The sequence below is a fragment of the Bradyrhizobium sp. BR 1433 genome, from assembly GCF_051547665.1.
Lineage (GTDB): Bacteria > Pseudomonadota > Alphaproteobacteria > Rhizobiales > Xanthobacteraceae > Bradyrhizobium > Bradyrhizobium australafricanum.
The window spans coordinates 1348727-1374304 of the sequence record NZ_JBPUGG010000001.1 but is presented as its reverse complement, the minus strand read 5'-3'; the positions used below and the strand labels follow the sequence as shown (position 1 = coordinate 1374304).

The 25578-nt window shown below is 63.3% G+C and carries 33 protein-coding genes and 1 pseudogene; 33 read left to right on the top strand and 1 reads right to left on the bottom strand.

The genetic code is table 11. From position 1 onward, the window contains the following. Window positions 1-99 precede the first annotated feature (99 nt). Window positions 100-2160 (top strand): FAD-dependent oxidoreductase, encoded by a 2061-nt coding sequence (locus ACSKB9_RS07010; protein WP_438072190.1) that lies wholly within the window; start codon window positions 100-102, stop codon window positions 2158-2160. A gap of 219 nt (window positions 2161-2379) precedes the next feature. Then, window positions 2380-4437, top strand: a complete 2058-nt coding sequence (locus ACSKB9_RS07005) for an ABC transporter ATP-binding protein (RefSeq protein WP_438072188.1) — start codon at window positions 2380-2382, stop codon at window positions 4435-4437. A gap of 40 nt (window positions 4438-4477) precedes the next feature. On the opposite strand, the gene ACSKB9_RS07000 is transcribed toward ACSKB9_RS07005, so the two are convergent. Continuing rightward, the gene (locus ACSKB9_RS07000; RefSeq protein ID WP_438072186.1) at window positions 4478-5689 is read right to left on the bottom strand and encodes an FAD-dependent monooxygenase; all 1212 of its coding nucleotides are present in this window, start codon (window positions 5687-5689) and stop codon (window positions 4478-4480) included. Window positions 5690-6388: 699 nt separating this feature from the next. On the opposite strand from ACSKB9_RS07000, the gene rpsL reads away from it, so the two are divergent. From rpsL to rplQ, 31 genes and pseudogenes are all read left to right on the top strand, one after another. Beyond that, window positions 6389-6760 (top strand): 30S ribosomal protein S12, encoded by a 372-nt coding sequence (gene rpsL, locus ACSKB9_RS06995; protein WP_006611834.1) that lies wholly within the window; start codon window positions 6389-6391, stop codon window positions 6758-6760. Between the two features lie 15 nt (window positions 6761-6775). After that, entirely contained in the window at window positions 6776-7246 is a 471-nt protein-coding gene (rpsG, locus tag ACSKB9_RS06990; protein ID WP_021081660.1) for a 30S ribosomal protein S7, read from the top strand. Window positions 7247-7275: 29 nt separating this feature from the next. Beyond that, complete coding sequence (gene fusA / locus ACSKB9_RS06985) at window positions 7276-9348, top strand: elongation factor G (protein WP_438072184.1); 2073 nt, start codon at window positions 7276-7278, stop codon at window positions 9346-9348. A 39-nt stretch (window positions 9349-9387) separates the two neighbouring features. After that, a complete protein-coding gene (gene tuf, locus ACSKB9_RS06980) occupies window positions 9388-10578 on the top strand; it encodes an elongation factor Tu (RefSeq protein ID WP_018272140.1) in 1191 nt (396 codons plus the stop codon). 86 nt (window positions 10579-10664) lie between these two features. Beyond that, window positions 10665-10973, top strand: a complete 309-nt coding sequence (gene rpsJ / locus ACSKB9_RS06975) for a 30S ribosomal protein S10 (protein ID WP_002712302.1) — start codon at window positions 10665-10667, stop codon at window positions 10971-10973. 54 nt (window positions 10974-11027) lie between these two features. After that, entirely contained in the window at window positions 11028-11747 is a 720-nt protein-coding gene (gene rplC, locus ACSKB9_RS06970) for a 50S ribosomal protein L3 (protein ID WP_057019547.1), read from the top strand. Window position 11748: 1 nt separating this feature from the next. Further along, complete coding sequence (rplD, locus tag ACSKB9_RS06965) at window positions 11749-12369, top strand: 50S ribosomal protein L4 (RefSeq protein ID WP_438072175.1); 621 nt, start codon at window positions 11749-11751, stop codon at window positions 12367-12369. Continuing rightward, a complete protein-coding gene (locus ACSKB9_RS06960) occupies window positions 12366-12665 on the top strand; it encodes a 50S ribosomal protein L23 (protein WP_028339313.1) in 300 nt (99 codons plus the stop codon). The genes rplD and ACSKB9_RS06960 overlap by 4 nt, the downstream gene beginning before the upstream one ends. Window positions 12666-12677: 12 nt before the next feature. Beyond that, the gene (rplB, locus tag ACSKB9_RS06955; protein WP_021081655.1) at window positions 12678-13511 is read left to right on the top strand and encodes a 50S ribosomal protein L2; all 834 of its coding nucleotides are present in this window, start codon (window positions 12678-12680) and stop codon (window positions 13509-13511) included. 12 nt (window positions 13512-13523) lie between these two features. Then, window positions 13524-13802 carry a 30S ribosomal protein S19 gene (rpsS, locus tag ACSKB9_RS06950; RefSeq protein WP_028335459.1) on the top strand — a complete coding sequence of 93 codons (279 nt, stop codon included), beginning with the start codon at window positions 13524-13526 and terminating at the stop codon, window positions 13800-13802. A 10-nt stretch (window positions 13803-13812) separates the two neighbouring features. Further along, a complete protein-coding gene (gene rplV / locus ACSKB9_RS06945) occupies window positions 13813-14199 on the top strand; it encodes a 50S ribosomal protein L22 (protein WP_016843750.1) in 387 nt (128 codons plus the stop codon). Window positions 14200-14219: 20 nt separating this feature from the next. Then, window positions 14220-14921, top strand: coding sequence for a 30S ribosomal protein S3 (gene rpsC / locus ACSKB9_RS06940; protein WP_016843751.1), 702 nt, complete (start codon window positions 14220-14222; stop codon window positions 14919-14921). A gap of 30 nt (window positions 14922-14951) precedes the next feature. Beyond that, entirely contained in the window at window positions 14952-15365 is a 414-nt protein-coding gene (gene rplP, locus ACSKB9_RS06935) for a 50S ribosomal protein L16 (RefSeq protein ID WP_016843752.1), read from the top strand. 5 nt (window positions 15366-15370) lie between these two features. Then, window positions 15371-15577, top strand: a complete 207-nt coding sequence (gene rpmC, locus ACSKB9_RS06930; protein WP_016843753.1) for a 50S ribosomal protein L29 — start codon at window positions 15371-15373, stop codon at window positions 15575-15577. 10 nt (window positions 15578-15587) lie between these two features. After that, complete coding sequence (gene rpsQ / locus ACSKB9_RS06925; protein WP_438072172.1) at window positions 15588-15836, top strand: 30S ribosomal protein S17; 249 nt, start codon at window positions 15588-15590, stop codon at window positions 15834-15836. Between the two features lie 75 nt (window positions 15837-15911). Then, window positions 15912-16280 (top strand): 50S ribosomal protein L14, encoded by a 369-nt coding sequence (gene rplN, locus ACSKB9_RS06920; RefSeq protein WP_011473865.1) that lies wholly within the window; start codon window positions 15912-15914, stop codon window positions 16278-16280. After that, window positions 16280-16593: pseudogene (gene rplX, locus ACSKB9_RS06915) on the top strand (50S ribosomal protein L24). Before rplN ends, rplX begins: the two are co-directional and overlap by 1 nt. Beyond that, on the top strand, window positions 16586-17143 hold the full coding sequence (gene rplE / locus ACSKB9_RS06910) for a 50S ribosomal protein L5 (protein WP_016843756.1): 558 nt from the start codon (window positions 16586-16588) through the stop codon (window positions 17141-17143). The pseudogene rplX and the gene rplE overlap by 8 nt, the downstream one beginning before the upstream one ends. A gap of 46 nt (window positions 17144-17189) precedes the next feature. Next, window positions 17190-17495: a 30S ribosomal protein S14 gene (gene rpsN, locus ACSKB9_RS06905; protein WP_016843757.1), complete on the top strand. Its 306-nt coding sequence runs from the start codon at window positions 17190-17192 to the stop codon at window positions 17493-17495. 15 nt (window positions 17496-17510) lie between these two features. Then, window positions 17511-17909, top strand: coding sequence for a 30S ribosomal protein S8 (rpsH, locus tag ACSKB9_RS06900; protein ID WP_018272133.1), 399 nt, complete (start codon window positions 17511-17513; stop codon window positions 17907-17909). Window positions 17910-17923: 14 nt separating this feature from the next. Then, window positions 17924-18457, top strand: coding sequence for a 50S ribosomal protein L6 (rplF, locus tag ACSKB9_RS06895; RefSeq protein WP_024578581.1), 534 nt, complete (start codon window positions 17924-17926; stop codon window positions 18455-18457). 11 nt (window positions 18458-18468) lie between these two features. Further along, the gene (gene rplR, locus ACSKB9_RS06890) at window positions 18469-18828 is read left to right on the top strand and encodes a 50S ribosomal protein L18 (protein WP_016843760.1); all 360 of its coding nucleotides are present in this window, start codon (window positions 18469-18471) and stop codon (window positions 18826-18828) included. 58 nt (window positions 18829-18886) lie between these two features. After that, window positions 18887-19462, top strand: a complete 576-nt coding sequence (gene rpsE / locus ACSKB9_RS06885) for a 30S ribosomal protein S5 (RefSeq protein WP_016843761.1) — start codon at window positions 18887-18889, stop codon at window positions 19460-19462. Window positions 19463-19501: 39 nt separating this feature from the next. After that, window positions 19502-19693, top strand: coding sequence for a 50S ribosomal protein L30 (gene rpmD / locus ACSKB9_RS06880; protein ID WP_028335461.1), 192 nt, complete (start codon window positions 19502-19504; stop codon window positions 19691-19693). Window positions 19694-19714: 21 nt separating this feature from the next. Further along, entirely contained in the window at window positions 19715-20200 is a 486-nt protein-coding gene (rplO, locus tag ACSKB9_RS06875; protein WP_092082428.1) for a 50S ribosomal protein L15, read from the top strand. A gap of 156 nt (window positions 20201-20356) precedes the next feature. Beyond that, window positions 20357-21691 carry a preprotein translocase subunit SecY gene (gene secY / locus ACSKB9_RS06870; RefSeq protein WP_438072166.1) on the top strand — a complete coding sequence of 445 codons (1335 nt, stop codon included), beginning with the start codon at window positions 20357-20359 and terminating at the stop codon, window positions 21689-21691. 71 nt (window positions 21692-21762) lie between these two features. Beyond that, window positions 21763-22647: an adenylate kinase gene (locus ACSKB9_RS06865; RefSeq protein ID WP_438072164.1), complete on the top strand. Its 885-nt coding sequence runs from the start codon at window positions 21763-21765 to the stop codon at window positions 22645-22647. A gap of 189 nt (window positions 22648-22836) precedes the next feature. Continuing rightward, window positions 22837-23205 carry a 30S ribosomal protein S13 gene (rpsM, locus tag ACSKB9_RS06860; protein ID WP_057019544.1) on the top strand — a complete coding sequence of 123 codons (369 nt, stop codon included), beginning with the start codon at window positions 22837-22839 and terminating at the stop codon, window positions 23203-23205. A gap of 114 nt (window positions 23206-23319) precedes the next feature. Beyond that, a complete protein-coding gene (rpsK, locus tag ACSKB9_RS06855) occupies window positions 23320-23709 on the top strand; it encodes a 30S ribosomal protein S11 (RefSeq protein ID WP_006021048.1) in 390 nt (129 codons plus the stop codon). A 119-nt stretch (window positions 23710-23828) separates the two neighbouring features. Next, on the top strand, window positions 23829-24860 hold the full coding sequence (locus tag ACSKB9_RS06850) for a DNA-directed RNA polymerase subunit alpha (protein WP_035631062.1): 1032 nt from the start codon (window positions 23829-23831) through the stop codon (window positions 24858-24860). Between the two features lie 209 nt (window positions 24861-25069). Further along, window positions 25070-25486 carry a 50S ribosomal protein L17 gene (gene rplQ, locus ACSKB9_RS06845; protein WP_097675083.1) on the top strand — a complete coding sequence of 139 codons (417 nt, stop codon included), beginning with the start codon at window positions 25070-25072 and terminating at the stop codon, window positions 25484-25486. Window positions 25487-25578: the final 92 nt, after the last annotated feature.

The following is a 25578-nucleotide window of genomic DNA, read 5'->3' as shown; positions in this document are numbered from 1 at the left end:
GGGACGCAGTTTGTTCATCTTTCCTTCAGGCAAAAAAGTGCCTTTGCTAGGGTGACTTAGACCGGCTGTTTGGCTCGCGCCGGAGACGACGGAATCCATATGCTCGACTTGGCTATCGTAGGCGGCGGCCCCGGGGGGCTGATGAGCGCCTGGTATTTGAAGCGCAAACTCGGCGACCTCTGCCGCGTTACCATCTTCGAGGCGTCGAACCGCCTCGGCGGCAAGATCGTCACGCGCAAATTCGACACCGCGCCCGCGATGTATGAGGCCGGCGTCGCCGAGATCTATGATTACTCGATGACGGGGCCGGACCCGCTGCGCGAGCTGATCCAGCATTTCGGCCTGCAGACGATCCCGATGGACGCCGAGCAGGTGCAGCTCGACGGCGAGTTGCTTGCCGACGTTCCCGGCATGCGCCGCAAATACGGGGCGAAGACCGCGGCCGCGATCGAGGCGTTCCGCAAGCGCTGCAGCGACCTGGTGTCGCCGATCGAATATTACGAGGGCGTCGGCGCCCACGACAACGAACACCCGTGGGCCTACAAGACCGCCGAGCAGGTTCTCGACGAGGAGGTCGAGGACGCGACCGCCAAGCGCTTCTTCAAGGTGATGGCGCGTTCCGACATCGCGACCGAGAGCCACAACACCAACGGCCTCAACGCGCTGAAGAACTACGTGATGGACGTTGACGGCTATATCGGCCTGTACTCGATCCAGAACGGCAACGAGCAGCTGATCGATTGTCTGCGCTCGGAAGTCAGCGCCGACATCCAGCTCAACCATCGTGTGCTCAAGGTCGGCAAGACCGCTGGCGGCCGCTATCAGCTCGACATGATGAACGGCAAGGGGCCGGAGACGCGCGACTTCGATCTCGTGCTGGTCTGCCTGCCGCACTCCTGGCTCGCGACCATGCGCTGGGACGGCGAACAGCTGCGCAAGTCGATGGTCAAGCACGTCGCCTATTTCGACCGGCCCGCGCACTATCTGCGGGTCTCGATCCTGTTCGACGAGCCGTTCTGGGGCGAGAAGATCCCGGGCGCATGGTTCATGTCGGAAGCGTTCGGCGGCTGCTGCGTCTACAATGAGGGCGCGCGCCACGATGTCGGCCGGCACGGCGTGCTGAACTGGCTGATCGCAGGCTCGGATGCGCTGGCCTTCGCCAATCTCGGCGACCAGGAGCTGATCGATGCCGCGTTGAAGTCGCTGCCGGCCTCGCTCGGCGATGCGCGCGAGCATTTCCTGGAAGGCAAGATCCATCGCTGGCTGTCGTCGGTCAACGCGCTGCCGGGCGGCCTGCCGGTGCGCGACGTCATGACCAACCACCGGCCCGAGCCGAAGGAGCACCCCGGCATCGTGGTGGTCGGCGATTATCTATTCGATTCGACGCTGAACGGACTGCTCGATTCCTCCGATGCCGCGACCGACATCATCCTCACCGAGATGATGCGGCTGCGCCGTAGCCGCGCGCAGGACGAGAGCTCGCTGTCCGACAAGATCGACCGCAGCTATTTCGACAATTATCGCGGCGTCGGCCCCTACAGCGAGGTCTGGCGCAACTTCACCGACCCTGCCTATCTGACGGACCTGATCAAGACGGTCTGGGGCAGGGCGAAGGGCTACAAGCTGCTGATCGCCGGCTCCGCCAGCGGCGAACTGGTTGGCGCGCTGCGCGAACGTGGGATCGATGCCTGGGGCATCGAGAACAATCGCTACATCCACGGCAAGACGCCGAAGGCGCTCAAGAAGTACAACAAGCTCGGCTCGATCGCCGACATGCCGTTCAAGGCCAACGAGTTCGACTTCGTGTTCGAGACCTCACTGTGCCATCTCGGCGAGAAGCAGGTCATGCGCGCCGTGCGCGAGCTCAACCGCGTGGTCAAGACCGGCGTCGTGTTCGCGTCGGTGACGTCCGACATGGCGCCGGCGGTGATCGATCGCTACGACCTGCTGCGCGGGGTGAAGAAGCTCGGCACCTGGTGGGAGTGGTCGGAATTGTTCTTCGGCAACGGCTTCGATCTGTCGATGCACCGCCGCGACTGCACCGATGCGCTGTGGACATTGACGCTGGCCGCCAACAAGGGGCCGGGGCAGTGGTACGCAGACTCCGACAGCCTGCGCTATTCCTTCTTCGACAAGGTCGAAGCCGACCTCGACGACTAGCGGGACCGACCGGAAGCTTTTGCCGTCAGCCGACCGGCCTCGTGTCAACCAGCTGTCCAAACGGCGGCAATGCTTTGCTCCGCGAGAGCGTGCGGCGACGCGTCGGCCGTTCCAAACGCTTTGCCGAATTCGTCATGATCGCATAGAATTGCGGCCGCAGTGTCATCAGCTGCGGTTTCGATTTGCGGTCATGCCGGCCGTGGAGCATCGGTTGGTTTCATGGCGCCAAGACCTCCTGCATCAAGACCTCCTGCATCGGACGATCCGACGAGAGCGGCGGCCGACGATCCCGAGCTGAAGAAGAAGCCCGCGTCCGGTCCGCCCGCGGCGGCCGCCTCCACAAAGCCGGCTGCGGCGCCGGCTGACGACGAAGAGGACGACGACGCGGACGACGAGTTCGAGCTTGATGACGACGATGATGACGAGGACCTCGTCGTCTTCACCGCCAAGGAAGCCGCCGGCGCGCTCTCCACGATGTTTGGCTTCGTCAGGCCGATCCTGGCGGACTACAAGAAGCCGTTCGCCTGCGTCGCCTTCGGCGTGCTGGTCGAGACGTTGTTCAACGTCATCATGCCGCTCAGCCTGAAATTCCTGATCGACGACGCGCTCGGCGAGGAGGATTTCGGGGCCCTCTATAAGATCCTCGGCGTGCTCGCGGTGGCCGGCATCGTCACCTCGATCATCGCGGTCTGGTACGAGCGCTGGGATGCGCGGCTTGCCGCCGGCATCATCGCCGACGTGCGGACGCGGCTGTTCGACCATGTCCAGAACCTGCCGTCGGCCTATTTCGCGCGCACCAAGCGCGGCGAGATCCTGTCGCGCTTCTCGATCGATCTGTCGGCGTTCGAGGGCTCGGTCAAGACCTTCGCCAACAGCGCGGCGCTGCCGGGCCTCGAACTGGTCGCGGGCATCATCCTGATGCTGTTCCTGAACTGGCAGCTTGCCGTGGTCGCCTTGCTGGTGTTTCCGATCACCCTGATCGGGCCGCGCATCCTGACGCCGAAGGCGGTGCAGGCCAATTACGAGCAGAAGCAGAACGAGGCCGCGCTGCTCGGAACCGTGCAGGAGAACGTTGCCGCGCAGGCGGTGGTGAAGGCGTTCAATCTGCAGCGCCGGGCGCTCGGCTGGTTCACGATGCGCAACCGCGACGTCCGGGCCAAGGCCGCGTCAGCCATGTTCCTGTCGACCATGGTGGAGCGCACCGTCACCATCGCGGTGCTGCTGCTCCACCTCGTGGTGCTAGCGATCGGCGCCTATCTCGCCACCAAGGGGCAGATCACCGTCGGCACCTTCGTGACCTTCGAGAGTGCGTTCTGGGAGGTATCCTACAACATCGCCCATCTGATGCATTTCATCCCGGTGTCGATCCAGTCGGCGGCGGCGGTGCGGCACATCCAGGAACTGCTCGACGAGCCGACCCGCGGCGCCGACCGTCCCGGCGCGCCGGATCTGCCGCGCATCACCAACGACATCTCCTTCGATCGCGTCACCTTCCAGTATGAGGGGGCACAGACGCCGGTGCTCGACAATCTCAGCCTCAAGCTCAATGCCGGCAAGAGCATTGCGATCGTCGGTCCCAGCGGCTCGGGCAAGAGCACGCTGATCAACCTGATCCTGCGGCTCTACGTGCCGGACGAGGGCCGCGTCGCCGTCGACGGCGTCGATATCCGCCGGGTGACGCGCGAGTCGCTGCGGGCCAACATGGCGGTCGTGTTCCAGGAGAACATGCTGTTCAACATGTCGATCCGCGAGAACATCCGGCTCGGCAAGGAAGGCGCGACCGACGCGGAGGTCGAGGACGCTGCCCGCAAGGCCGAGATCCATCGCTACATCATGAGCCTGCCGCAGCGCTACGACACGCCGGTCGGCGAGCGCGGCGATACCCTGTCGGGCGGCCAGCGCCAGCGCATCGCGATCGCGCGCGCGATCATCCGCAACCCGTCCGTGCTGCTGCTCGACGAGGCGACCTCGGCGCTCGACCAGACCACGGAGGCTGCGATCAATCGCACGCTGCTCAAGGTCGCCGAGGGCCGCACCATGATCTGGTCGACGCATCGCCTGACTTCGGTGGTCGAGATGGACGAGATCATCGTGATCTCCGGCGGCAGGGCGATCGAACGCGGCTCGCACGAGGAGCTGCTGGCCCGCAATGGCGTCTATCGCAAGCTGTGGGACGACCAGGGACATCTGAATCACGACGAGGACGGCGACGACGCGGATGATGACGATGATGACGATGATGAAGATGAGGACGAAGACGAGGATGAGGAGGCGTGAGGCCCGCGTCGCGGGCGATGGTCGAGCGCCAGATTTTTCGTTACGCCCGGTCCGCGGCGTGCGGACGTTGCCGGAAGTGGTTGGCCGGCTGCGTCGTTGACGCCGCCGCCGCAGGGTTGTGCAGCCGGCGCAGCCAGCCGCGGCCGAGATAGCCGAAAAAGCGCGCCCAGCGCTGGGCCTGCCACGTGGGCCCGCTGCCGACCGACACCTCGCGGAAGCTGAATGCCTTGGCGTTCGACCAGGCGTCGCAGGCGGTCTTGACCGGATCGTCGTAGAACGCGGTGATCTTCTCCTCGCCCATGCCGTCGGTCGACAGCCAGGCCGGGATGTGGACGTTGCAGAGCTGAGCGACGTCGGTGAACACCTTGTCGGTACCGGTGCCAGTGACGGGGCAGGTGCTGGCGAAGGCATCACCGACCAGCACCACGCCGGCCTGCCGATAGCCGGTGCTGACAAAGATGTCGGCGGGCCTGATCTTGATATCGCCGGCGATGTCGAACTCGCCGGTGAGCCTGCGCAGTCGCGGCAGCGCGGCGTTCAGCGTCTCCACCGGATTGCGCCGCATCGCCCGCAGCCAGGGATCGTCGGCCTTGCGATAGGTGAAGAGGTTGGCGCGCATCCGGTTTCCGATCGGAAACAGCGTGATGTAGGGGATGCGATCGCTCGGCCGCTCCGAGAAGTAGGTCATGGCCGCGAACGGGAAGGCGGGGCGGCCGACGGGGACGAAATCGAAGCCGAGCGAGATCGAGTGGCAGAAGCTCGTGACCAGCCGCTCGATGCCGAGCATCCGGCGCAACCCGACGTTCAGGCCGTTGGCAAGCACCACAAGGCGCGCCGAGATCTCCTCGCCATTGGCAAGCACGAGCCGCTGCCGCTCGGAACTGGTCGCGACATTGATCACCTTGTCGCAGATGAATTCCGCCGGCCCGGCGATTTCGTTCCGAATCGCCGCAATCAGCGCGTCGTACATGATGCCGTATTGCCGGCTCGGCTGCCGGTCGAGCAACCGGCCGAATCGCGCGATCCAGTTCTCGCCGTCCAGCGTCGCCGAGCGGAGCACCGACTCGGCGAGGCCGGTCCTGGCGAATCGCTCGAGCTGGAGGTCGCCGCCGATCTTTTCGACACGGAAATCGAACGGGTAGACCCGGTGGGGGTCGATCAGGATCGTCGGTATCCTGGCACGGCCGAGCATGGCGGTTGCGGTCGAGCCCGCAAGACCGCCGCCGATGATCGCGATGTCGGTGTACCGCATGAGATTTCCGTGGCTGTGACCCCGATTTTTGCGCTGCGAATGGCAAATAAAGGCTTAGTTTCGAAGTTTGCCTTCGGGACTAACTTGGGAAGAGTTGTTTCTATTCATATTTTACCCGGATGTAATATGATTCCGCACGCGCCCGAAGATTCGGATGAAGTGCGCGGGAAGGTCGGTCGGCCGTCACATTTCGCCTTGCGCCGAACCTCGGTGAAATGCGAAATCCGCAAGTGCCAGAGGCGTTTCTTCGCTTGTCGTTTTGCTTGACTTCACTATCTCTCGATTATACAAGGCGCCCACTTAACGACAGGCGGTGAGCTACGCCAGCGTCGGAACGGAACACCCGAAGGTCCTTTTTGAGGAGCCGGACGGGCACCAACCTCGACGAATGCCGCTCAAACGCTGTCGATGATAGCTAGGCAATGCCAGGACGATATTAGTTCTCTTGAGCACGTCCTCTTGAGAGTGAATTCGGATGCATGACCTCGGTGGCGGACCGAACAGCGAACGCTGAACGGTTCGGGATCGCGGTCCTCTGTGGCGTCGATGCGCTTTCCGCTCAGCGATGGGTGGTTGGCGCGATTTCGCTTTGCACGGTTGTTTGTTCCGTGTCGAGCGGGCCGTGCGGGACGGCTAGTCCTGAGAAGAAATTTGCGGAGCCATTCAAGGTTTTCGCGCGAACTAAAGGGTGAAGGCTGCATGCCGACGATCAACCAGCTGATCGCAAATCCGCGTGAAGTGCAGAAGTCGCGTAAGAAGGTGCCGGCGCTGCAGCAGTCGCCGCAGAAGCGCGGCGTGTGCACGCGCGTCTACACCACGACCCCGAAGAAGCCGAACTCGGCGCTTCGTAAGGTCGCCAAGGTGCGCCTGACCAACGGCTTCGAGGTGATCGGCTACATCCCGGGTGAGGGCCATAACCTGCAGGAGCACTCGGTGGTCATGATCCGCGGCGGCCGCGTCAAGGACTTGCCCGGTGTGCGCTACCACATCCTCCGCGGCGTGCTGGATACCCAGGGCGTCAAGAACCGTAAGCAGCGTCGTTCGAAGTACGGCGCGAAGCGTCCGAAGTAAGCGGGAAACGATCAGATGTCGCGTCGCCATTCTGCCGAGAAGCGTGAAGTTCTTCCGGATCCGAAGTTCGGGAACATCATCATTACGAAGTTCATGAACTCGGTGATGTACGCCGGGAAGAAGTCGGTTGCCGAAAACATCGTCTACGGTGCGCTCGGCATGATCGAGGCCAAGACCAAGCAGCCCCCGCTCGGCGTGTTCGAGCAGGCGCTCGAGAACGTGATGCCGACCATCGAGGTTCGTTCCCGCCGTGTCGGCGGCGCGACCTACCAGGTTCCGGTCGAAGTCCGTTCGGTGCGCCGTCAGGCGCTCGGCATTCGCTGGCTGATCTCGGCCGCGCGCGAGCGCAACGAGAAGACCATGACGGAGCGTCTCTCGGCTGAGCTGCTCGATGCCTCGAACAATCGTGGCAACGCCGTCAAGAAGCGTGAAGACGTGCACCGGATGGCGGAAGCCAACCGCGCCTTCTCGCACTATCGCTGGTAAGGCGAATAACGGAATTTAAGGAACAGCCTATGCCCCGCGTTCATGCCATAGAGAACTACCGCAACTTCGGTATCATGGCGCATATCGATGCCGGTAAGACCACGACCACCGAGCGCATTCTCTATTACACCGGCAAGAGCCACAAGATCGGCGAAGTGCACGAAGGTGCCGCGACGATGGACTGGATGGAGCAGGAGCAGGAGCGTGGCATCACGATCACCTCGGCTGCGACCACCGCGTTCTGGAACGGCAAGCGTCTGAACATCATCGACACCCCCGGCCACGTCGACTTCACGATTGAAGTCGAGCGTTCGCTGCGCGTGCTCGACGGCGCCGTTTGCGTTCTCGACTCCAACCAGGGCGTCGAGCCGCAGACCGAGACCGTCTGGCGCCAGGGCGACAAGTACAAGGTGCCGCGCATCGTCTTCGCCAACAAGATGGACAAGACCGGCGCCGATTTTTTCAAGTGCCTGTCCGACATCGTCGACCGCCTCGGTGCCAAGCCGATCGCGATCCAGCTTCCGATCGGTGCCGAGAACAATTTCAAAGGCCTCGTCGACCTGGTCGTCATGAAGGGCATCGTCTGGAACGATGAATCCCTCGGCGCCAAGTTCGACTATGTCGACATCCCGGAAGACATGGTCGAGCAGGCCAAGGAATATCGCGAGAAGATGGTGGAAGCCGCCGTCGAGCTCGACGACGACGCTTTGGCTGCGTTCCTCGACGGCAAGGAGCCGGACGAGGCGACCCTGAAGCGCCTGATCCGCAAGGCTGTGCTGACCGGCGCCTTCTATCCGGTGCTGTGCGGCTCCGCGTTCAAGAACAAGGGCGTGCAGCCGCTGCTCGACGCCGTCGTCGACTACCTGCCGTCGCCGATCGACGTGCCCGCGATCAAGGGCATCGATGATGACGGCAACGAGGTCGTGCGCAAGGCGGACGACAAGGAGCCGCTGGCGCTGCTCGCGTTCAAGATCATGGACGACCCGTTCGTCGGCACCATCACCTTCTGCCGCATCTATTCCGGCGTCCTGCAGTCGGGCACCGGCGTGGTGAACTCGACCCGCGAGAAGAAAGAGCGTATCGGCCGCATGCTGCTGATGCATGCGAACAACCGCGAAGACATCAAGGAAGCCTATGCCGGCGACATCGTCGCGCTGGCCGGCCTGAAGGAAGCGCGCACCGGTGACACGCTGTGCGATCCCGACAAGCCGGTGATCCTCGAGAAGATGGAATTCCCGGAGCCGGTGATCGAGATCGCGATCGAGCCGAAGTCGAAGGCCGACCAGGAAAAGCTCGGCGTGGCGCTTGCCAAGCTCGCCGCGGAAGATCCGTCGTTCCGCGTGTCGACCGACCAGGAGTCCGGCCAGACCATTCTCAAGGGCATGGGCGAACTGCATCTCGACATCAAGGTCGACATTCTCAAGCGCACCTACAAGGTCGACGCCAACATCGGCGCGCCGCAGGTGGCGTTCCGCGAACGCGTGACCAAGAAGGCCGAAGTCAAGTACACCCACAAGAAGCAGACCGGCGGTACCGGTCAGTTCGCCGAAGTGTCGATCGTCGTCGAGCCGAACGAGCCCGGCAAGGGCTATGAGTTCGAGTCGAAGATCGTCGGCGGCGCGGTGCCGAAGGAATACATCCCCGGCGTCGAAAAGGGCCTCAACAGCGTGATGGGCTCCGGTGTCGTTGCCGGCTTCCCGGTGGTGGACGTCAAGGTGCAGCTGGTCGACGGCAAGTATCACGACGTCGACTCGTCGGCACTGGCGTTCGAAATCGCATCGCGGGCTGCGTTCCGCGAAGCGTTGACGAAGGGCAAGTCCGTTCTGCTCGAGCCGATCATGAAGGTCGAGGTGGTGACCCCGGAAGACTACACCGGTTCGGTCATCGGCGACCTGAATTCCCGGCGTGGCCAGATCCAGGGCCAAGACATGCGCGGCAACGCCAACGTCATCAACGCGATGGTGCCGCTCATGAACATGTTCGGTTACGTGAACAACCTGCGCTCGATGAGCCAGGGTCGCGCGACCTTCACCATGCAGTTCGATCACTACGCCGAAGCTCCGGCGAACGTGTCGGCTGAAGTCCAGAAGAAGTTTGCCTGATTGTCGTTGATGGCAGTCAACGATTGAACGGAGAGTCAAATGGCCAAAGCTAAATTCGAACGTAACAAGCCCCACTGCAACATCGGCACCATCGGTCACGTCGACCATGGCAAGACCTCGCTGACCGCAGCGATCACCAAGGTGCTCGCAGAAACCGGCGGCGCGACGTTCACCGCCTACGACCAGATCGACAAGGCGCCGGAAGAGAAGGCCCGCGGCATCACGATCTCGACCGCTCACGTCGAGTACGAGACGACCAACCGCCACTACGCCCACGTCGACTGCCCCGGCCACGCCGACTACGTGAAGAACATGATCACCGGTGCCGCCCAGATGGACGGCGCGATCCTGGTCGTGTCGGCTGCTGACGGCCCGATGCCGCAGACCCGCGAGCACATCCTGCTCGCCCGCCAGGTCGGCGTGCCCGCGCTCGTCGTGTTCCTCAACAAGTGCGACATGGTCGACGATCCGGAGCTGCTCGAGCTCGTCGAGCTCGAAGTCCGCGAGCTGCTCTCGAAGTACGAATTCCCGGGCGACAAGATCCCGATCATCAAGGGCTCGGCGCTCGCCGCCCTCGAAGACAAGGACAAGAAGCTCGGCCACGACGCCATCCTCGAGCTGATGCGCAACGTCGACGAGTACATCCCGCAGCCGGAGCGTCCGATCGACCAGCCGTTCCTGATGCCGGTTGAAGACGTGTTCTCGATCTCGGGCCGCGGCACCGTCGTCACCGGCCGTGTTGAGCGCGGCGTGATCAAGGTCGGCGAGGAAATCGAAATCGTCGGTATCCGCGACACCCAGAAGACCATCGTCACCGGCGTCGAAATGTTCCGCAAGCTGCTCGATCAGGGCCAGGCCGGCGACAACATCGGTGCGCTGCTCCGCGGCACCAAGCGCGAAGAAGTCGAGCGTGGCCAGGTGCTATGCAAGCCCGGTTCGGTCAAGCCGCACACCAAGTTCAAGGCTGAGGCTTACATCCTCACCAAGGAAGAGGGCGGTCGCCACACCCCGTTCTTCACCAACTACCGTCCGCAGTTCTACTTCCGCACCACCGACGTGACCGGTGTCGTGCACCTGCCGGAAGGCACCGAGATGGTGATGCCGGGCGACAACATCGCGATGGAAGTGCACCTGATCGTGCCGATCGCGATGGAAGAGAAGCTGCGCTTCGCGATCCGCGAAGGCGGCCGCACCGTCGGCGCCGGCGTCGTCGCCGCGATCATCGAGTAACTACGCGAATAGGGAATGGCGAGTAGCGAGTGGGTCACTCCATTCGCTATTCGCTACTCGCCACTCACTAAAGAAAGAATACGGCAATGAACGGCCAAAATATTCGCATCCGTCTCAAGGCGTTCGACCATCGAATCCTCGATACGTCGACCCGCGAGATCGTGAACACGGCGAAGCGCACCGGTGCGCAGGTTCGCGGACCGATTCCGCTGCCGACCCGCATCGAGAAGTTCACCGTCAACCGTTCGCCGCACGTTGACAAGAAGAGCCGCGAGCAATTCGAGATGCGCACCCACAAGCGCCTCCTCGACATTGTCGACCCGACCCCGCAGACCGTCGATGCGCTGATGAAGCTCGACCTGGCCGCCGGTGTCGACGTCGAGATCAAGCTCTAAGGTTTTGGATTTTTACGTCCGCCGCTTGCGGACAGAAAGACAGGAAGCACGCCGATGCGCTCCGGAGTGATCGCACAAAAGGTCGGGATGACGCGGGTCTTTACGGAGACCGGCGAGCATATCCCTGTGACCGTGCTGAAGTTGGGCAACTGCCAGGTGCTGGGCCACCGCACGACCGAGAAGAACGGCTATGTCGCTCTTCAGCTCGGCTCGGGCGCCCGCAAGACCGTGTACATGCCCAAGGCCGAACGTGGCCAGTTCGCGGTCTCCAAGGTCGAGCCGAAGCGCAAGGTCGCCGAGTTCCGCGTGTCCGAGGACGCGCTGATCCCGGTCGGCGCGGAAATCCAGGCGGACCATTTCGTGGTCGGCCAGTTCGTCGACGTGACCGGCACCTCGATCGGTAAGGGCTTCGCCGGCGGCATGAAGCGCTGGAATTTCGGCGGTCTGCGCGCCACCCACGGTGTGTCGATCTCGCACCGTTCGATCGGTTCGACCGGTGGCCGTCAGGACCCCGGCAAGACCTTCAAGAACAAGAAGATGCCCGGTCACATGGGCGTCGACCGCATCACCACGCTCAATCTGCGCGTGGTTTCGACCGACGTCGAGCGCGGCCTGATCCTCGTCGAAGGCGCCGTTCCCGGCTCCAAGGGCGGCTGGATCTCGGTGCGCGACGCGGTCAAGAAGCCGCTGCCGAAGGACGCCCCGAAGCCCGGCAAGTTCAAGGTTGCAGGTGGCGAAGCTGCCGAGGCTGTGGCCGAGAAGGAGGGCGTGTGAGATGGAATTGAAAGTCACGACCCTTGAAGGCAAGGACGCCGGATCCGTCGAGCTCTCGGACGCGATCTTCGGTCTCGAGCCGCGCGCCGACATCATCCAGCGCTGCGTGCAGTGGCAGCTGAACAAGCGTCAGGCCGGCACCCACAAGGCCAAGGGCCGCGCCGAGATCTGGCGCACCGGCAAGAAGATGTACAAGCAGAAGGGCACCGGCGGCGCCCGTCACGGCTCGGCCCGCGTGCCGCAGTTCCGCGGCGGTGGCCGTGCGTTCGGTCCGGTCGTTCGCTCCCATGCGACCGACCTTCCGAAGAAGGTGCGCGCGCTCGCGCTCAAGCATGCGCTCTCGGCCAAGGCCAAGGACGGCGGGCTGATCGTGATCGACAATGCGCAGCTCGAGGCCGCCAAGACCAAGGCGCTGCTCGGCCACTTCTCCGGCCTCGGACTGACCAACGCGCTGATCATCGACGGCGCCGAGCTGAACGCCGGTTTCGCGACCGCGGCCCGGAACATTCCGAACATCAACGTGCTGCCGATCCAGGGCATCAACGTCTACGACATTCTCCGCCGCCAGAAGCTGGTGCTGACCAAGGCTGCGGTTGATGCGCTGGAGGCGCGCTTCAAATGAAGAACATCGATCCGCGCCACTACGACGTCATCATCTCTCCCGTCGTGACGGAAAAGGCGACGCTCGCCTCCGAGCACAACAAGGTGATGTTCAAGGTCGCCGGCAAGGCGACCAAGCCGCAGATCAAGGAAGCGGTCGAGAAGCTGTTCGACGTCAAGGTGAAGAGCGTCAACACTCTCGTTCGCAAGGGCAAGACCAAGGTGTTCCGCGGCAATCTCGGCTCGCAGTCGGACACCAAGCGCGCGATCGTGACCCTGGAAGAGGGCCACCGCATCGACGTGACTACCGGACTATAAGGCGCAACGACGATGGCATTGAAAACCTACAATCCCACGACGCCGGGCCAGCGCCAGCTGGTCATGGTCGATCGTTCGGCGCTCTACAAGGGCAAGCCGGTGAAGACCCTGACCGAGGGCAAGCTCGGCAACGGCGGTCGCAACAACACCGGTCGCATCACCGTGCGTTTCCGCGGCGGCGGCCACAAGAAGGCCTACCGCACCGTCGACTTCCGCCGCGACAAGGTGGACATGCCGGCGGTCGTGGAGCGGCTCGAGTATGATCCGAACCGCACCGCGTTCATCGCGCTGATCAAGTATCAGGACGGTGAGCTGGCCTACATCCTGGCGCCGCAGCGCCTGGCGGCAGGCGACACCGTCGTCGCCGGCAACTATGTCGACGTCAAGCCGGGCAACGTCATGCCGCTCGGCAACATGCCGGTCGGCACGATCGTGCACAACATCGAGCTGAAGATCGGCAAGGGTGGTCAGCTGGCGCGCTCCGCCGGCACCTACGCCCAGATTGTCGGCCGCGACCAGGACTACGTGATCGTCCGCCTGAACTCGGGCGAGCAGCGTCTGGTGCACGGCCGTTGCCGCGGCACGATCGGCGCGGTCTCCAACCCGGATCACATGAACATCTCGATCGGCAAGGCCGGTCGTACCCGCTGGCTCGGCTGGCGTCCGCACAACCGCGGCGTCGTCATGAACCCGATCGATCACCCGCACGGCGGTGGTGAAGGTCGTACCTCGGGCGGTCGCCACCCGGTTACTCCGTGGGGCAAGCCGACCAAGGGCAAGAAGACCCGCACCAACAAGTCGACCAACAAATTCATTCTCCTCAGCCGCCACAAGCGGAAGAAGTAAGGAACGCCGGACATGGTTCGTTCAGTCTGGAAAGGCCCGTTCGTCGAGGGTTCTCTGCTCAAGAAGGCAGATGCCGCGCGCTCGTCCGGCCGTCACGACGTCATCAAGATCTGGAGCCGCCGCTCGACCATCCTGCCGCAGTTCGTCGGCCTGACGTTCGGCGTCTATAACGGCCACAAGCACGTGCCGGTGGCAATCAACGAGGAAATGGTGGGTCACAAGTTCGGCGAGTTCTCGCCGACCCGGACCTTCCACGGCCATTCGGGCGACAAGAAAGCCAAGAAGGCTTGAGGATTAACCGATGAGCAAACCAAAGCGCGAACGTAGCCTCGCGGACAATGAGGCCAAGGCCGTCGCCCGCATGCTGCGCGTCAGCCCGCAGAAGCTCAACCTGGTGGCGCAGCTGATCCGCGGCCGCAAGGCGTCCGCTGCGCTCGCCGACCTGCAGTTCTCGCGCAAGCGGATCGCGGTCGATGTCAAGAAGTGTCTGGAATCGGCGATCGCGAACGCCGAGAACAACCATGACCTCGAGGTTGACGATCTGGTCGTCGCCGAGGCGCATGTCGGCAATGGCATCGTGATGAAGCGTTTTGCTCCGCGCGGCCGTGGCCGTTCGGGCCGTGTGTTCAAACCGTTCTCGCACCTGACCATCGTGGTTCGTCAGGTCGAGGCCGAGGCAAGCGCCTAAGAAGGGCGCAGGAGAAGACGATGGGTCAAAAGATCAATCCAATCGGGCTGCGTCTCGGCATCAACCGGACCTGGGACTCCCGTTGGTTCGCCGGCAAGCAGGAATACGGCAAGCTGCTGCACGAGGACGTCAAGATCCGCGAGATCCTGCACAAGGAGCTCAAGCAGGCGGCCGTCGCCCGCATCGTGATCGAGCGTCCGCACAAGAAGTGCCGCGTGACGATCCATTCGGCCCGTCCGGGCGTCGTGATCGGCAAGAAGGGCGCCGACATCGACAAGCTGCGCAAGAAGGTTGCCGACATCACCTCGTCGGACGTCGTGATCAACATCGTCGAAATCCGCAAGCCTGAGCTCGACGCGACCCTGGTCGCTGAATCGATCGCCCAGCAGCTCGAGCGCCGCGTCGCGTTCCGCCGCGCCATGAAGCGCGCCGTGCAGTCGGCGATGCGTCTCGGTGCCGGTGGCATCCGCATCAACTGCTCGGGCCGTCTCGGCGGCGCCGAAATCGCGCGCATGGAGTGGTACCGCGAAGGTCGCGTGCCGCTGCACACGCTGCGCGCCGACGTCGACTACGGCGTTGCCACCGCGTTCACGACCTTCGGCACCTGCGGCGTCAAGGTCTGGATCTTCAAGGGCGAGATCCTCGAGCACGATCCGATGGCCCAGGACAAGAAGATGGCCGAAGGCGACAGCACGCCGCGTTCGCGCCGCGACGCCGCTTGAGGCAAAGCAGGAATTTGAGGGCTTAAAGCCATGATGCAACCTAAGAAAACGAAGTTCCGGAAGGCGCATAAGGGCCGTATCCACGGCGTTGCGACCTCTGGCGCGACGTTGGCGTTCGGCCAGTTCGGCCTGAAGGCGATGGAGCCTGAGCGCGTCACCGCCCGTCAGATCGAAGCCGCCCGCCGCGCGCTGACCCGTCACATGAAGCGCGCCGGCCGCGTCTGGATCCGCGTGTTCCCGGACGTGCCGGTGTCGAAGAAGCCCGCCGAAGTCCGCATGGGCTCCGGCAAGGGTGCCCCGGAATTGTGGGTGGTCCGGATCAAGCCGGGCCGCGTGATGTTCGAGATCGACGGCGTGCCGGTGCAGACCGCGAAGGAAGCGCTGTCGCTCGCCGCCGCCAAGCTGCCGATCAAGACGCGCTTCGTTGCGCGCATTGCGGAGTAATAGCCATGGCCGAGATGAAAGTTGAAGACATTCGCGCGATGAGCGACGACCAGCGGGAAGACGCGATCCTGAATCTGAAGAAGGAACGCTTCAACCTGCGTTTCCAGCGCGCCACCGGGCAGCTGGAGAACACCTCGCGGATGCGGGAAGCCCGCCGCGATATCGCTCGTATCAAGACCATCGCTGCCCAGCAGCGCGCGAAGAAGAAGTAAGGGGCCAGCTATGCCGAAACGTACTCTGCAGGGCGTGGTCGTCAGCGACAAGCAAGCCAAGACCATCGTGGTGTGCGTCGATCGCCGCTTCACCCACCCGATCTACAAGAAGACGATCCGCCGTTCCAAGAACTACCACGCGCACGACGAGAACAACCAGTTCAAGCCGGGCGACATGGTCTGGATCGAGGAATCGAAGCCGATCTCGAAGCTGAAGCGCTGGACCGTGGTCCGGGGCGAACACAAGAAAACGGCCTGATTACTTCGGCCTGGCCGAGGGAATTCAGGGAAATTTTGAGCGCGCTGAAGCGCAGAAAGAGGACGAGGTGCATCAATGATTCAGATGCAGACCAACCTCGACGTGGCCGATAATTCAGGCGCACGCCGTGTCATGTGCATCAAGGTTCTTGGAGGTTCCAAGCGCCGCTATGCCACCGTGGGCGACGTTATCGTTGTGTCGATCAAGGAAGCCATTCCGCGTGGCAAGGTGAAGAAGGGCGACGTGATGAAGGCCGTCGTGGTCCGGGTCCGCAAGGACATCCGCCGCGCCGACGGTTCGGTCATCCGCTTCGACCGCAACGCCGCCGTGCTGATCAACAATCAGTCCGAGCCGGTCGGCACCCGTATCTTCGGGCCGGTGCCGCGCGAGCTGCGCGCCAAGAACCACATGAAGATCATTTCGCTCGCGCCGGAGGTGCTGTGATGGCTGCCAAGATCCGCAAGGGCGACAAGGTGATGGTGCTCACCGGCCGCGACAAGGGTCGCACCGGCGAGGTGTTCGAGGTGCGTCCGGACAGAACAAGGCTCTCGTTCGCGGCATCAACATGGTGAAGCGTCACCAGAAGCAGACCCAGACCCAGGAAGGCGGCATCATCTCCAAGGAGATGCCGATCGACCTTTCGAACATTGCGTATGTCGGCAAGGACGGAAAGCCGACCCGCATCGGGTTCAAGATTCAGGCCGATGGCAAGAAGGTTCGTGTTGCCAAGAGCTCGGGAGCAGAGATCGATGGCTGATACAGCTTACACGCCGCGTCTGCGCGCGGAGTACGACAAGAAGATCCGCGGCATGATGACCGAGAAGTTCGGTTATGCCAACGTGATGCAGGTGCCGCGCCTCGACAAGGTCGTGCTCAACATGGGCGTGGGCGACTCCGTCAACGATCGCAAGAAGGCCGAGACCGCCGCCGCCGAGCTGACCCAGATCGCCGGCCAGAAGGCGATCGTGACCTATTCGCGGATCGCGATCGCGACCTTCAAGCTGCGTGAGAACCAGCCGATCGGCTGTAAGGTCACGCTGCGCAAGACCCATATGTACGAGTTCATCGACCGCCTGGTGAACGTGGCGCTGCCCCGCGTCCGCGACTTCCGCGGCCTGAACCCGAAGAGCTTCGACGGCCGTGGCAACTATTCGCTCGGCATCAAGGAGCACATCATTTTCCCCGAGATCGACTTCGACAAGGTCTCGGAAGCGCGTGGCATGGACATCACGGTCTGCACCACCGCCAAGACCGACGACGAGGCGCGTGCCTTGTTGACCGCTTTCAATTTCCCGTTCCGGCAGTGAGTAGCTGAGCCAAAGCCACTCAAACGCGGATACCCAGGAGCCAAGCATGGCAAAGAAGAGTTCAGTCGAGAAGAACAACCGGCGCAAGCGGATGGCGAAGAACGCCGGCCCGCGCCGCGAGAAGCTGAAGGCGATCATCGCCGACAAGACCAAGCCGATGGAAGAGCGCTTCGCGGCGACGCTGAAGCTCGCCGAGATGCCGCGCAACTCGTCGCCGACGCGCATCCGCAACCGTTGCGAGCTGACCGGGCGTCCGCGCTCGAACTATCGCAAGAACAAGCTCTCGCGCATCGCGCTGCGTGAACTCGGCTCCAAGGGCCTGGTTCCCGGCCTCGTGAAGTCGAGCTGGTAAGGGAGGGTCGGAACAATGTCTACGCACGATCCGATCAGCGATCTCATCACCCGCATCCGCAACGCGCAGATGCGCTCCAAGTCCAAGGTCTCGAGCCCCGGCTCGAAGATGCGCGCCAACGTGCTCGAGGTGCTGAAGTCCGAGGGGTACATCCGCGGCTACGCCAGCGTCGAGCATGCCTCGGGCCGCAGCGAGCTCGAGATCGAGCTGAAGTATTTCGACGGCGAGCCCGTCATCCGCGAGATCGAGCGGGTGTCGAAGCCGGGCCGCCGCGTTTACGCCTCGGTGAAGAACCTGCCGCGCGTGAACAACGGTCTCGGCATTTCGGTGTTGTCGACGCCGAAGGGAATCATGGCTGACCACCAGGCGCGCGACGCCAACGTGGGCGGCGAAGTTCTCTTCACGGTGTTCTGAGGAAGGATTTTACGATGTCACGTATCGGCAAAAGGCCGGTGGCGATCCCGTCGGGTGTGACGGCGACCGTCGAGGGCCAGACCGTCAAGGTGAAGGGGCCGAAGGGCCAGCTTCAGTTCGTCGTGCATGACGACGTCGAGGTGAAGTTCGAGAACGGTCAGGTCAAGGTCGCTCCGCGGGTCAAGACCAACCGCGCGCAGGCGATGTACGGCACCGCGCGCGCGCAGGTCGCCAACCTCGTCGAGGGCGTCACCAAGGGCTTCGAGAAGAAGCTCGAGATCACCGGCGTCGGCTACCGCGCCGCGATGCAGGGCAAGAACCTGCAGCTCGCGCTCGGCTACAGCCACGACGTGGTGTACGCGATCCCGGAAGGCATCACCATCGCGGTGCCGAAGCCGACCGAGATCACGATCACCGGCAACGATCCGCAGCGCGTCGGCCAGGTCGCCGCCGAGATCCGCGCCTACCGTCCGCCGGAGCCCTACAAGGGCAAGGGCGTGAAGTACGCCAACGAATTCATCTTCCGCAAGGAAGGCAAGAAGAAGTAACGGAGCCGGTCATGTCACTCAAGGTTACGAATGCCCGGCGCAAGCAGCGCGTGCGCCTTGCGCTTCGCCGCTCGGCAGGCGGCCGTCCGCGGCTGTCGGTGTTCCGCTCGTCCAAGCACATCTACGCCCAGGTCATCGACGACCAGAAGGGCGAGACGCTCGCTTCCGCCTCGTCGCTGGAGAAGACCATGCGCGACGCCGGCAAGACCGGCGCCGACATCGATGCGGCAAAGGCGGTCGGCAAGCTGCTCGCCGAGCGCGCGGCGCAGAAGGGCGTCAAGGAAGTCGTGTTCGATCGCGGCGCCTACATCTATCACGGGCGCGTCAAGGCGCTCGCGGATGCGGCGCGCGAAGGCGGATTGAGCTTCTAAACTTTACGAACGATGACGAGGAAAGAGGCGCAAGGCCTCCTAGAGATTGGAAAACACCATGGCAGGTGAACGCGAACGCGGCGGACGCGAACGGAGCAGGGAGCGCGAGGAGCGCGACAGCGAGTTCGTCGACAAGCTCGTCCACATCAATCGCGTGGCGAAGGTCGTCAAGGGCGGCAAGCGCTTCGGCTTTGCGGCGCTGGTCGTGATCGGCGACCAGAAGGGCCGGGTCGGGTTCGGCCACGGCAAGGCGCGCGAAGTTCCGGAAGCGATCCGCAAGGCGACCGAATCGGCGAAGCGCAACCTGACGCGCGTCGCGCTTCGCGAAGGCCGCACGCTGCATCACGACATCGCCGGCCGTCACGGCGCCGGCCGCGTCTACCTGCGTGCCGCTCCGGCCGGTACCGGCATCATCGCCGGCGGCCCGATGCGCGCGGTGTTCGAGACGCTCGGCATCCAGGACGTGGTGGCGAAGTCGATCGGCTCGTCGAATCCCTACAACATGGTTCGCGCGACGTTCGACGCGCTGAAGCATCAGGATTCGCCGCGCTCGGTGGCGGCACGCCGCAACATCAAGGTCTCCACCCTGCAGTCGCGCCGCGTCGGCGGCGACGCCGAAGTGGTGGCGGAATAACAACGCGCGCTTCTCGAAGCGCTATTCGGAGTTACTGTCATGGCCAAGGCCAGCAAGACCATCAAGGTCGAGCAGATCGGCAGCGCAATCCGCCGCCATCACTCGCAGCGTTCGACGCTGATCGGCCTCAAGCTCAACAAGATCGGCCGGGTTGCCGAGCTGCAGGATACCCCTGAAGTTCGCGGCATGATCAGCAAGGTTCAGCATCTCGTCCGCGTCGTCGGCGAGTAAGCAGAGATAAGGAGAAGGGCGATGAAGCTCAGCGATATCGCCGACAACGCCGGCTCGCGCAAGAAGCGCATGCGTGTCGGCCGTGGCATCGGTTCCGGCAAGGGCAAGACCTCGGGCCGCGGCGGCAAGGGCCAGACCGCGCGTTCGGGCGTCCGCATCAAAGGTTTCGAAGGCGGCCAGATGCCGATGCATCGCCGTCTGCCGAAGCGCGGCTTCAACAACATCTTCCGGCTCGACTTCGCCGAGATCAATCTCGACCGTCTGCAGGAAGCGATCGACAACAAGCTGGTCGATGCGAGCGCGACGGTGAACGCCGAATCGCTGGTCAAGGCCGGCGTGCTGCGCCGCGCCAAGGACGGCCTGCGGCTGCTCGGCCGCGGCGAGATCAAGACCAAGCTGACCATCGAGGTGCACGGCGCTTCCAAGTCGGCCATTGCCGCGGTCGAGAAGGCCGGCGGCTCGGTCAAGATCCTGGCCCCCGCCAAGGAAGAAGGCGAGGCGGCGTAACATCTGCGTCATTGCCCGCGACGCGCGGGCAATCCGCAGATCGAATGATGGACTTATCGAGGCCGAGCACCAGATAATGTCCGGTGTCTGCCGGCGCCCAGGGAATTGATCTCTTTGGGGGCGCCGGCGAATGGGGCTCCGGGAGAAAGCCGAAACATGGTCTCAGCAGCCGAACAACTTGCCGCCAACCTCAATTTCGGACAGCTGGCGAAAGCCGACGAGCTGAAGAAGCGCATCTGGTTCACCCTGGGTGCGCTGCTTGTTTATCGGCTCGGCACCTACATCCCGCTGCCCGGCATCGATCCCAACATCTGGGAGCAGGTGTTCCGCAGCCAGTCCGGCGGCATCCTCGGCATGTTCAACATGTTCGCCGGCGGCGGCATCCACCGCATGGCGATCTTCGCGCTGAACATCATGCCGTACATCTCGGCATCGATCATCGTGCAGCTTCTGACCACCGTGTCGCCGCAGCTCGAGGCGCTCAAGAAGGAAGGCGAGGCGGGCCGCAAGACGCTGAACCAGTACACCCGCTATCTGACGGTGATCCTGGCGCTGTTCCAGTCCTATGGCATCGCGATCGGCCTCGAAGGCGCCGGCAATGTCGTCAGCGACCCCGGCATGTTCTTCCGGATCTCGACCGCGATCACGCTGACCGGCGGCACCATGTTCCTGATGTGGCTCGGCGAGCAGATCACCTCGCGCGGCATCGGCAACGGTATTTCGCTGATCATCCTGGCCGGCATCGTCGCCGAATTGCCGTCGGCGCTCGCCAACATGCTGGAACTCGGCCGTCAGGGTGCGATGTCGACCGGCCTGATCCTGATCGTCATCGTGATGGCGGTCGCCGTGATCGCCTTCATCGTGTTCATGGAGCGCGCGCAGCGCCGGCTTTTGATCCAGTATCCGAAGCGTCAGGTCGGCAACAAGATGTTCGAGGGCCAGTCCTCGCATCTGCCGCTCAAGCTCAACACCTCGGGCGTGATTCCGCCGATCTTCGCCTCGTCGCTGCTGTTGCTGCCGACCACGGTCGCGAACTTCAACGCCGGCAAGGGGCCGGAATGGTTCCAGTGGATCACGACCCAGCTCAGCCACGGCCGGCCGCTGTTCCTGTTCATGTATCTCGCGCTGATCGTGTTCTTCGCGTTCTTCTACACCGCGATCGTGTTCAACCCGACCGAGACCGCGGACAATCTGAAGAAGCATGGCGGCTTCATCCCCGGCATCCGGCCCGGCGAGCGCACCGCCGAGTATATCGACTATGTGCTGTCGCGCGTCACGGTGCTCGGCGCGGTCTATCTCGCGATCGTCTGCCTGATTCCTGAAATTCTGATTTCCTACGCATCGGTCCCGTTCTACTTTGGCGGCACCTCGCTGTTGATCGTCGTCAGCGTGACGATGGATACGGTGTCGCAGGTGCAGGGCTATCTGCTCGCTCATCAGTATGAAGGGCTGATCAGGAAGTCGAAGCTCAGGGGGGGCCGCCGCCGCTGATCGCGGCGCGGCTTCGAACTCAAAACACAGGTGTGCGGACGTCGCCCACCTAGCCGGGGGGCGAAACAGAAATGAGATTGATCCTTTTGGGGCCGCCGGGCTCGGGCAAGGGAACCCAGGCGCAGCGGCTGGTGCACAAGCACGGCATCGTCCAGCTCTCGACCGGTGAGATGCTGCGCGCTGCGGTCGCCGCGGGCACGCCGATCGGCTTGCAGGCCAAGGAGATCATGGCCAATGGCGGCCTGGTTCCCGACGAGGTCGTGGTGGGAATCATCGCCGACCGCATCGAGGAGCCCGATGCCAAGAAGGGCTTCATTCTCGACGGCTTCCCGCGCACCGTGCCGCAGGCCGAGGCGCTCGACGATCTGCTCCGGAAAAAGCACCTCAAGCTCGACGCGGTGGTCGAGCTTCGCGTCAATGAGAGCGCGCTGCTCGCCCGCGTTGAGAAGCGTGCCGAGGAAACCCGCGCGCGCGGCGAGGAAGTCCGCCTCGACGACACGCCGGAAGTGCTGACCAAGCGCCTGGCGCAGTACCGTTCGCTGACGGAGCCGCTGATTCACTATTATTCGGAGCGGCGGAAGCTCCTGACGGTCGATGGCATGATGACCATCGAGCACGTCACCCGCGAGATCAACCGGATCCTGACCGCGCTCGGCGCGCTGGAACCGAAGGATCACGAGGATCACGCCCCGAAGGCGGCTAAAAAGGCCGCCAAGGCGGCCATGAAGGCCAGCAAGAAGCCGGCCCGGAAGGCAGCTGAACCAGCCAAAAAGGCCGCCAAATCGGCCCGGAAAGCTGCCAAGGCGTCCTCCAAGGCCAAAGCGGCCAAGAAAACCGTGAAGAAAGCCGCGAAGAAGGCGGTAAAGAAGGCCGCCCGCGCCGCGAAAGCCCGCAAGGGAGCAAAGACCGCCAAAAAGGCGGCAAAAAAGCTCACGAAAAAGCGAGCTAAACGCTAGGAGCGGTTGACGAAACCGACATAAATCCTTTAATAAGCCCCGCATCCAAGTTGGATAGTTTTATGACGATGCCGGGCCCCGAAGGACATGAGGGGAGGGCGTCGTGTTCGCGTTTGTGGACACAAGCCCGAGAGAGCAAGAACCCGAGAAGCCCGTATCCGTGATGGATCGGCGACAGGAGAGAAGTCCGTGGCCCGTATTGCCGGCGTCAACATTCCTACCAACAAGCGCGTCCTGATCGCGCTTCAGTATATCCATGGCATCGGCCAGAAGAACGCGGCCGACATCATCGAGAAGGTCAAGATCCCGCTGGACCGTCGCGTCAACCAGTTGACCGACCAGGAGGTCCTGCAGATACGTGAAGTGATCGACCGCGACTATCTGGTCGAGGGCGATCTCCGCCGCGAGGTCGGCATCAACATCAAGCGGCTGATGGACCTCGGCTGCTATCGCGGTCTGCGTCATCGCCGCGGTCTGCCGGTGCGCGGCCAGCGCACCCACACCAATGCGCGCACGCGCAAGGGGCCGGCCAAGGCGATCGCCGGCAAGAAGAAGTAAGTTTTGCGAATTGCAGGTGGGGAGTAGCGAATGGAAATTCGCTACTCGCCATTTGCGTTTTGAGGTGTAGCCGCTGGCACTACGGCGGCGTCGAGATCACAGGAAAGGTTTGAAATGGGCAAGGAAGCCACCCGCGTACGCCGCCGCGAACGCAAGAACATCGCCTCCGGCATCGCGCACGTGAATTCGTCGTTCAACAACACGACCATCACCATCACCGACGCGCAGGGCAACACCATTGCCTGGTCGTCGGCCGGCACCATGGGCTTCAAGGGCTCACGCAAGTCGACCCCCTATGCGGCGCAGGTCGCGGCCGAAGACGTCTCCAAGAAGGCGCAGGAACACGGCATGCGCACGCTGGAGGTTGAAGTGGCCGGCCCGGGTTCGGGCCGTGAGTCGGCGCTCCGTGCGCTGCAGGCTGCGGGCTTCACCGTCACCTCGATCCGCGACGTGACCACCATCCCGCACAATGGCTGCCGTCCGCGCAAGCGTCGGCGCGTTTGATCTGTAAGTCGCGGGCGGCATCTGGCCGCCCTGTGATGGTTTTTGGAATTGACCGCGCGGACTGATCCGCGATCTCCAACGCCGGGTTCGGCCATTCGATTTGGCCCTGTGACCGGCAAATGGGTGAAACAGTGACGATCCAGAAAAATTGGCAAGAACTCATTCGACCGAACAAGCTGCAGGTGACGCCGGGCTCGGACGCGAGCCGGTTCGCCACCGTGGTCGCCGAACCGCTCGAGCGTGGCTTCGGCCAGACGCTCGGCAACGCGCTGCGCCGCATCCTGTTGTCCTCGCTGCAGGGCGCGGCGGTGCAGTCGGTGCATATCGACGGCGTGCTGCACGAGTTCTCCTCGATCGCCGGTGTCCGTGAAGACGTCACCGACATCGTCCTCAACATCAAGGACATCTCGATCAAGATGCAGGGCGAAGGCCCGAAGCGCATGGTCGTGAAGAAGCAGGGCCCGGGCGCCGTCACCGCCGGCGACATCCAGACCGTCGGCGATGTCACGGTGCTCAACCCCGACCTGCAGCTCTGCACGCTGGACGACGGCGCCGAGATCCGCATGGAGTTCACGGTCACGACCGGCAAGGGCTATGTCGCCGCCGAGCGCAACCGTCCCGAGGATGCTCCGATCGGCCTGATCCCGGTCGACAGCCTGTTCTCACCGGTCCGCAAGGTGTCCTACAAGGTCGAGAACACCCGTGAGGGCCAGATCCTCGACTACGACAAGCTGACCATGACGATCGAGACCAACGGCGCGATCACGCCGGAGGACGCGGTGGCCTACGCCGCGCGCATCCTGCAGGATCAGCTCAACGTGTTCGTCAACTTCGAAGAGCCGCGCAAGGAAGTCACGCAGGAGATCATCCCCGATCTCGCGTTCAACCCGGCGTTCCTCAAGAAGGTCGACGAGCTCGAGCTGTCGGTGCGTTCGGCAAACTGCCTGAAGAACGACAACATCGTCTACATCGGCGACCTCGTGCAGAAGTCGGAAGCGGAAATGCTCCGCACCCCGAACTTCGGCCGCAAGTCGCTGAACGAGATCAAGGAAGTGCTGGCCCAGATGGGTCTGCACCTCGGCATGGAAGTGCCGGGCTGGCCGCCGGAGAACATCGACGAACTCGCCAAGCGCTTCGAGGATCACTACTGATCCGATTCCACCGTCGTGGCCGGAAACTTCCGGCCACGATTTTTTACGCAGCATGATCCCGGAAAAGTGCGGAGCGGTTTTCCGGCGAGGATCATGCTCAAACAAGATAGCAAAAGCGCGCTAAGGCGCTTTTGCGGGCGAACGCAGGATGCCCACCTGCAAAACTTGTCGCTGAACCACCGCGGCAGAATTGAAGAAGGAATAAGTCAATGCGTCACGGCAAGGTTCATCGGAAGCTCAACCGCACCGCCGAGCACCGGCGTGCGATGTTCGCCAACATGGCGGCCGCGCTGATCAAGCACGAGCAGATCGTCACCACGCTGCCGAAGGCCAAGGAGCTGCGGCCGATCGTCGAGAAGCTCGTCACCCTCGGCAAGAAGGGCGGTCTGGCCCTGCGCCGCCAGGCGATCTCGGAGCTGCGCGACCTCGACCAGGTCAAGAAGCTGTTCGACACGCTGGCGACCCGCTACAAGGACCGCCAGGGCGGCTACACCCGCATCATCAAGGCCGGCTTCCGCTACGGCGACAACGCGGCGATGGCCGTGATCGAGTTCGTCGACCGCGACGTCGACGCCAAGGGCCAGGATTCCGGTCCGACCCAGGACAAGGAAGCCGAGGCGGCGTAAGCCGCTCTCGCTGAGGCGGCGCAGGCCGCTCTCGAGCCAGGTTTTGAAAGCGGCGCCTTCGGGCGCCGTTTTTGTTTTGGTGGCGTCGCTCT

What these genes read in the sequence shown, in the direction of transcription:
- ACSKB9_RS07010 (WP_438072190.1), top strand. Translation starts at nt 100, where the DNA reads ATGCTCGACTTGGCTATCGTAGGCGGCGGCCCCGGGGGGCTGATGAGC.
- ACSKB9_RS07005 (WP_438072188.1), top strand. Translation starts at nt 2,380, where the DNA reads ATGGCGCCAAGACCTCCTGCATCAAGACCTCCTGCATCGGACGATCCG.
- ACSKB9_RS07000 (WP_438072186.1), bottom strand. Translation starts at nt 5,689, where the DNA reads ATGCGGTACACCGACATCGCGATCATCGGCGGCGGTCTTGCGGGCTCG.
- rpsL (WP_006611834.1), top strand. Translation starts at nt 6,389, where the DNA reads ATGCCGACGATCAACCAGCTGATCGCAAATCCGCGTGAAGTGCAGAAG.
- rpsG (WP_021081660.1), top strand. Translation starts at nt 6,776, where the DNA reads ATGTCGCGTCGCCATTCTGCCGAGAAGCGTGAAGTTCTTCCGGATCCG.
- fusA (WP_438072184.1), top strand. Translation starts at nt 7,276, where the DNA reads ATGCCCCGCGTTCATGCCATAGAGAACTACCGCAACTTCGGTATCATG.
- tuf (WP_018272140.1), top strand. Translation starts at nt 9,388, where the DNA reads ATGGCCAAAGCTAAATTCGAACGTAACAAGCCCCACTGCAACATCGGC.
- rpsJ (WP_002712302.1), top strand. Translation starts at nt 10,665, where the DNA reads ATGAACGGCCAAAATATTCGCATCCGTCTCAAGGCGTTCGACCATCGA.
- rplC (WP_057019547.1), top strand. Translation starts at nt 11,028, where the DNA reads ATGCGCTCCGGAGTGATCGCACAAAAGGTCGGGATGACGCGGGTCTTT.
- rplD (WP_438072175.1), top strand. Translation starts at nt 11,749, where the DNA reads ATGGAATTGAAAGTCACGACCCTTGAAGGCAAGGACGCCGGATCCGTC.
- ACSKB9_RS06960 (WP_028339313.1), top strand. Translation starts at nt 12,366, where the DNA reads ATGAAGAACATCGATCCGCGCCACTACGACGTCATCATCTCTCCCGTC.
- rplB (WP_021081655.1), top strand. Translation starts at nt 12,678, where the DNA reads ATGGCATTGAAAACCTACAATCCCACGACGCCGGGCCAGCGCCAGCTG.
- rpsS (WP_028335459.1), top strand. Translation starts at nt 13,524, where the DNA reads ATGGTTCGTTCAGTCTGGAAAGGCCCGTTCGTCGAGGGTTCTCTGCTC.
- rplV (WP_016843750.1), top strand. Translation starts at nt 13,813, where the DNA reads ATGAGCAAACCAAAGCGCGAACGTAGCCTCGCGGACAATGAGGCCAAG.
- rpsC (WP_016843751.1), top strand. Translation starts at nt 14,220, where the DNA reads ATGGGTCAAAAGATCAATCCAATCGGGCTGCGTCTCGGCATCAACCGG.
- rplP (WP_016843752.1), top strand. Translation starts at nt 14,952, where the DNA reads ATGATGCAACCTAAGAAAACGAAGTTCCGGAAGGCGCATAAGGGCCGT.
- rpmC (WP_016843753.1), top strand. Translation starts at nt 15,371, where the DNA reads ATGGCCGAGATGAAAGTTGAAGACATTCGCGCGATGAGCGACGACCAG.
- rpsQ (WP_438072172.1), top strand. Translation starts at nt 15,588, where the DNA reads ATGCCGAAACGTACTCTGCAGGGCGTGGTCGTCAGCGACAAGCAAGCC.
- rplN (WP_011473865.1), top strand. Translation starts at nt 15,912, where the DNA reads ATGATTCAGATGCAGACCAACCTCGACGTGGCCGATAATTCAGGCGCA.
- rplE (WP_016843756.1), top strand. Translation starts at nt 16,586, where the DNA reads ATGGCTGATACAGCTTACACGCCGCGTCTGCGCGCGGAGTACGACAAG.
- rpsN (WP_016843757.1), top strand. Translation starts at nt 17,190, where the DNA reads ATGGCAAAGAAGAGTTCAGTCGAGAAGAACAACCGGCGCAAGCGGATG.
- rpsH (WP_018272133.1), top strand. Translation starts at nt 17,511, where the DNA reads ATGTCTACGCACGATCCGATCAGCGATCTCATCACCCGCATCCGCAAC.
- rplF (WP_024578581.1), top strand. Translation starts at nt 17,924, where the DNA reads ATGTCACGTATCGGCAAAAGGCCGGTGGCGATCCCGTCGGGTGTGACG.
- rplR (WP_016843760.1), top strand. Translation starts at nt 18,469, where the DNA reads ATGTCACTCAAGGTTACGAATGCCCGGCGCAAGCAGCGCGTGCGCCTT.
- rpsE (WP_016843761.1), top strand. Translation starts at nt 18,887, where the DNA reads ATGGCAGGTGAACGCGAACGCGGCGGACGCGAACGGAGCAGGGAGCGC.
- rpmD (WP_028335461.1), top strand. Translation starts at nt 19,502, where the DNA reads ATGGCCAAGGCCAGCAAGACCATCAAGGTCGAGCAGATCGGCAGCGCA.
- rplO (WP_092082428.1), top strand. Translation starts at nt 19,715, where the DNA reads ATGAAGCTCAGCGATATCGCCGACAACGCCGGCTCGCGCAAGAAGCGC.
- secY (WP_438072166.1), top strand. Translation starts at nt 20,357, where the DNA reads ATGGTCTCAGCAGCCGAACAACTTGCCGCCAACCTCAATTTCGGACAG.
- ACSKB9_RS06865 (WP_438072164.1), top strand. Translation starts at nt 21,763, where the DNA reads ATGAGATTGATCCTTTTGGGGCCGCCGGGCTCGGGCAAGGGAACCCAG.
- rpsK (WP_006021048.1), top strand. Translation starts at nt 23,320, where the DNA reads ATGGGCAAGGAAGCCACCCGCGTACGCCGCCGCGAACGCAAGAACATC.
- ACSKB9_RS06850 (WP_035631062.1), top strand. Translation starts at nt 23,829, where the DNA reads ATGGGTGAAACAGTGACGATCCAGAAAAATTGGCAAGAACTCATTCGA.
- rplQ (WP_097675083.1), top strand. Translation starts at nt 25,070, where the DNA reads ATGCGTCACGGCAAGGTTCATCGGAAGCTCAACCGCACCGCCGAGCAC.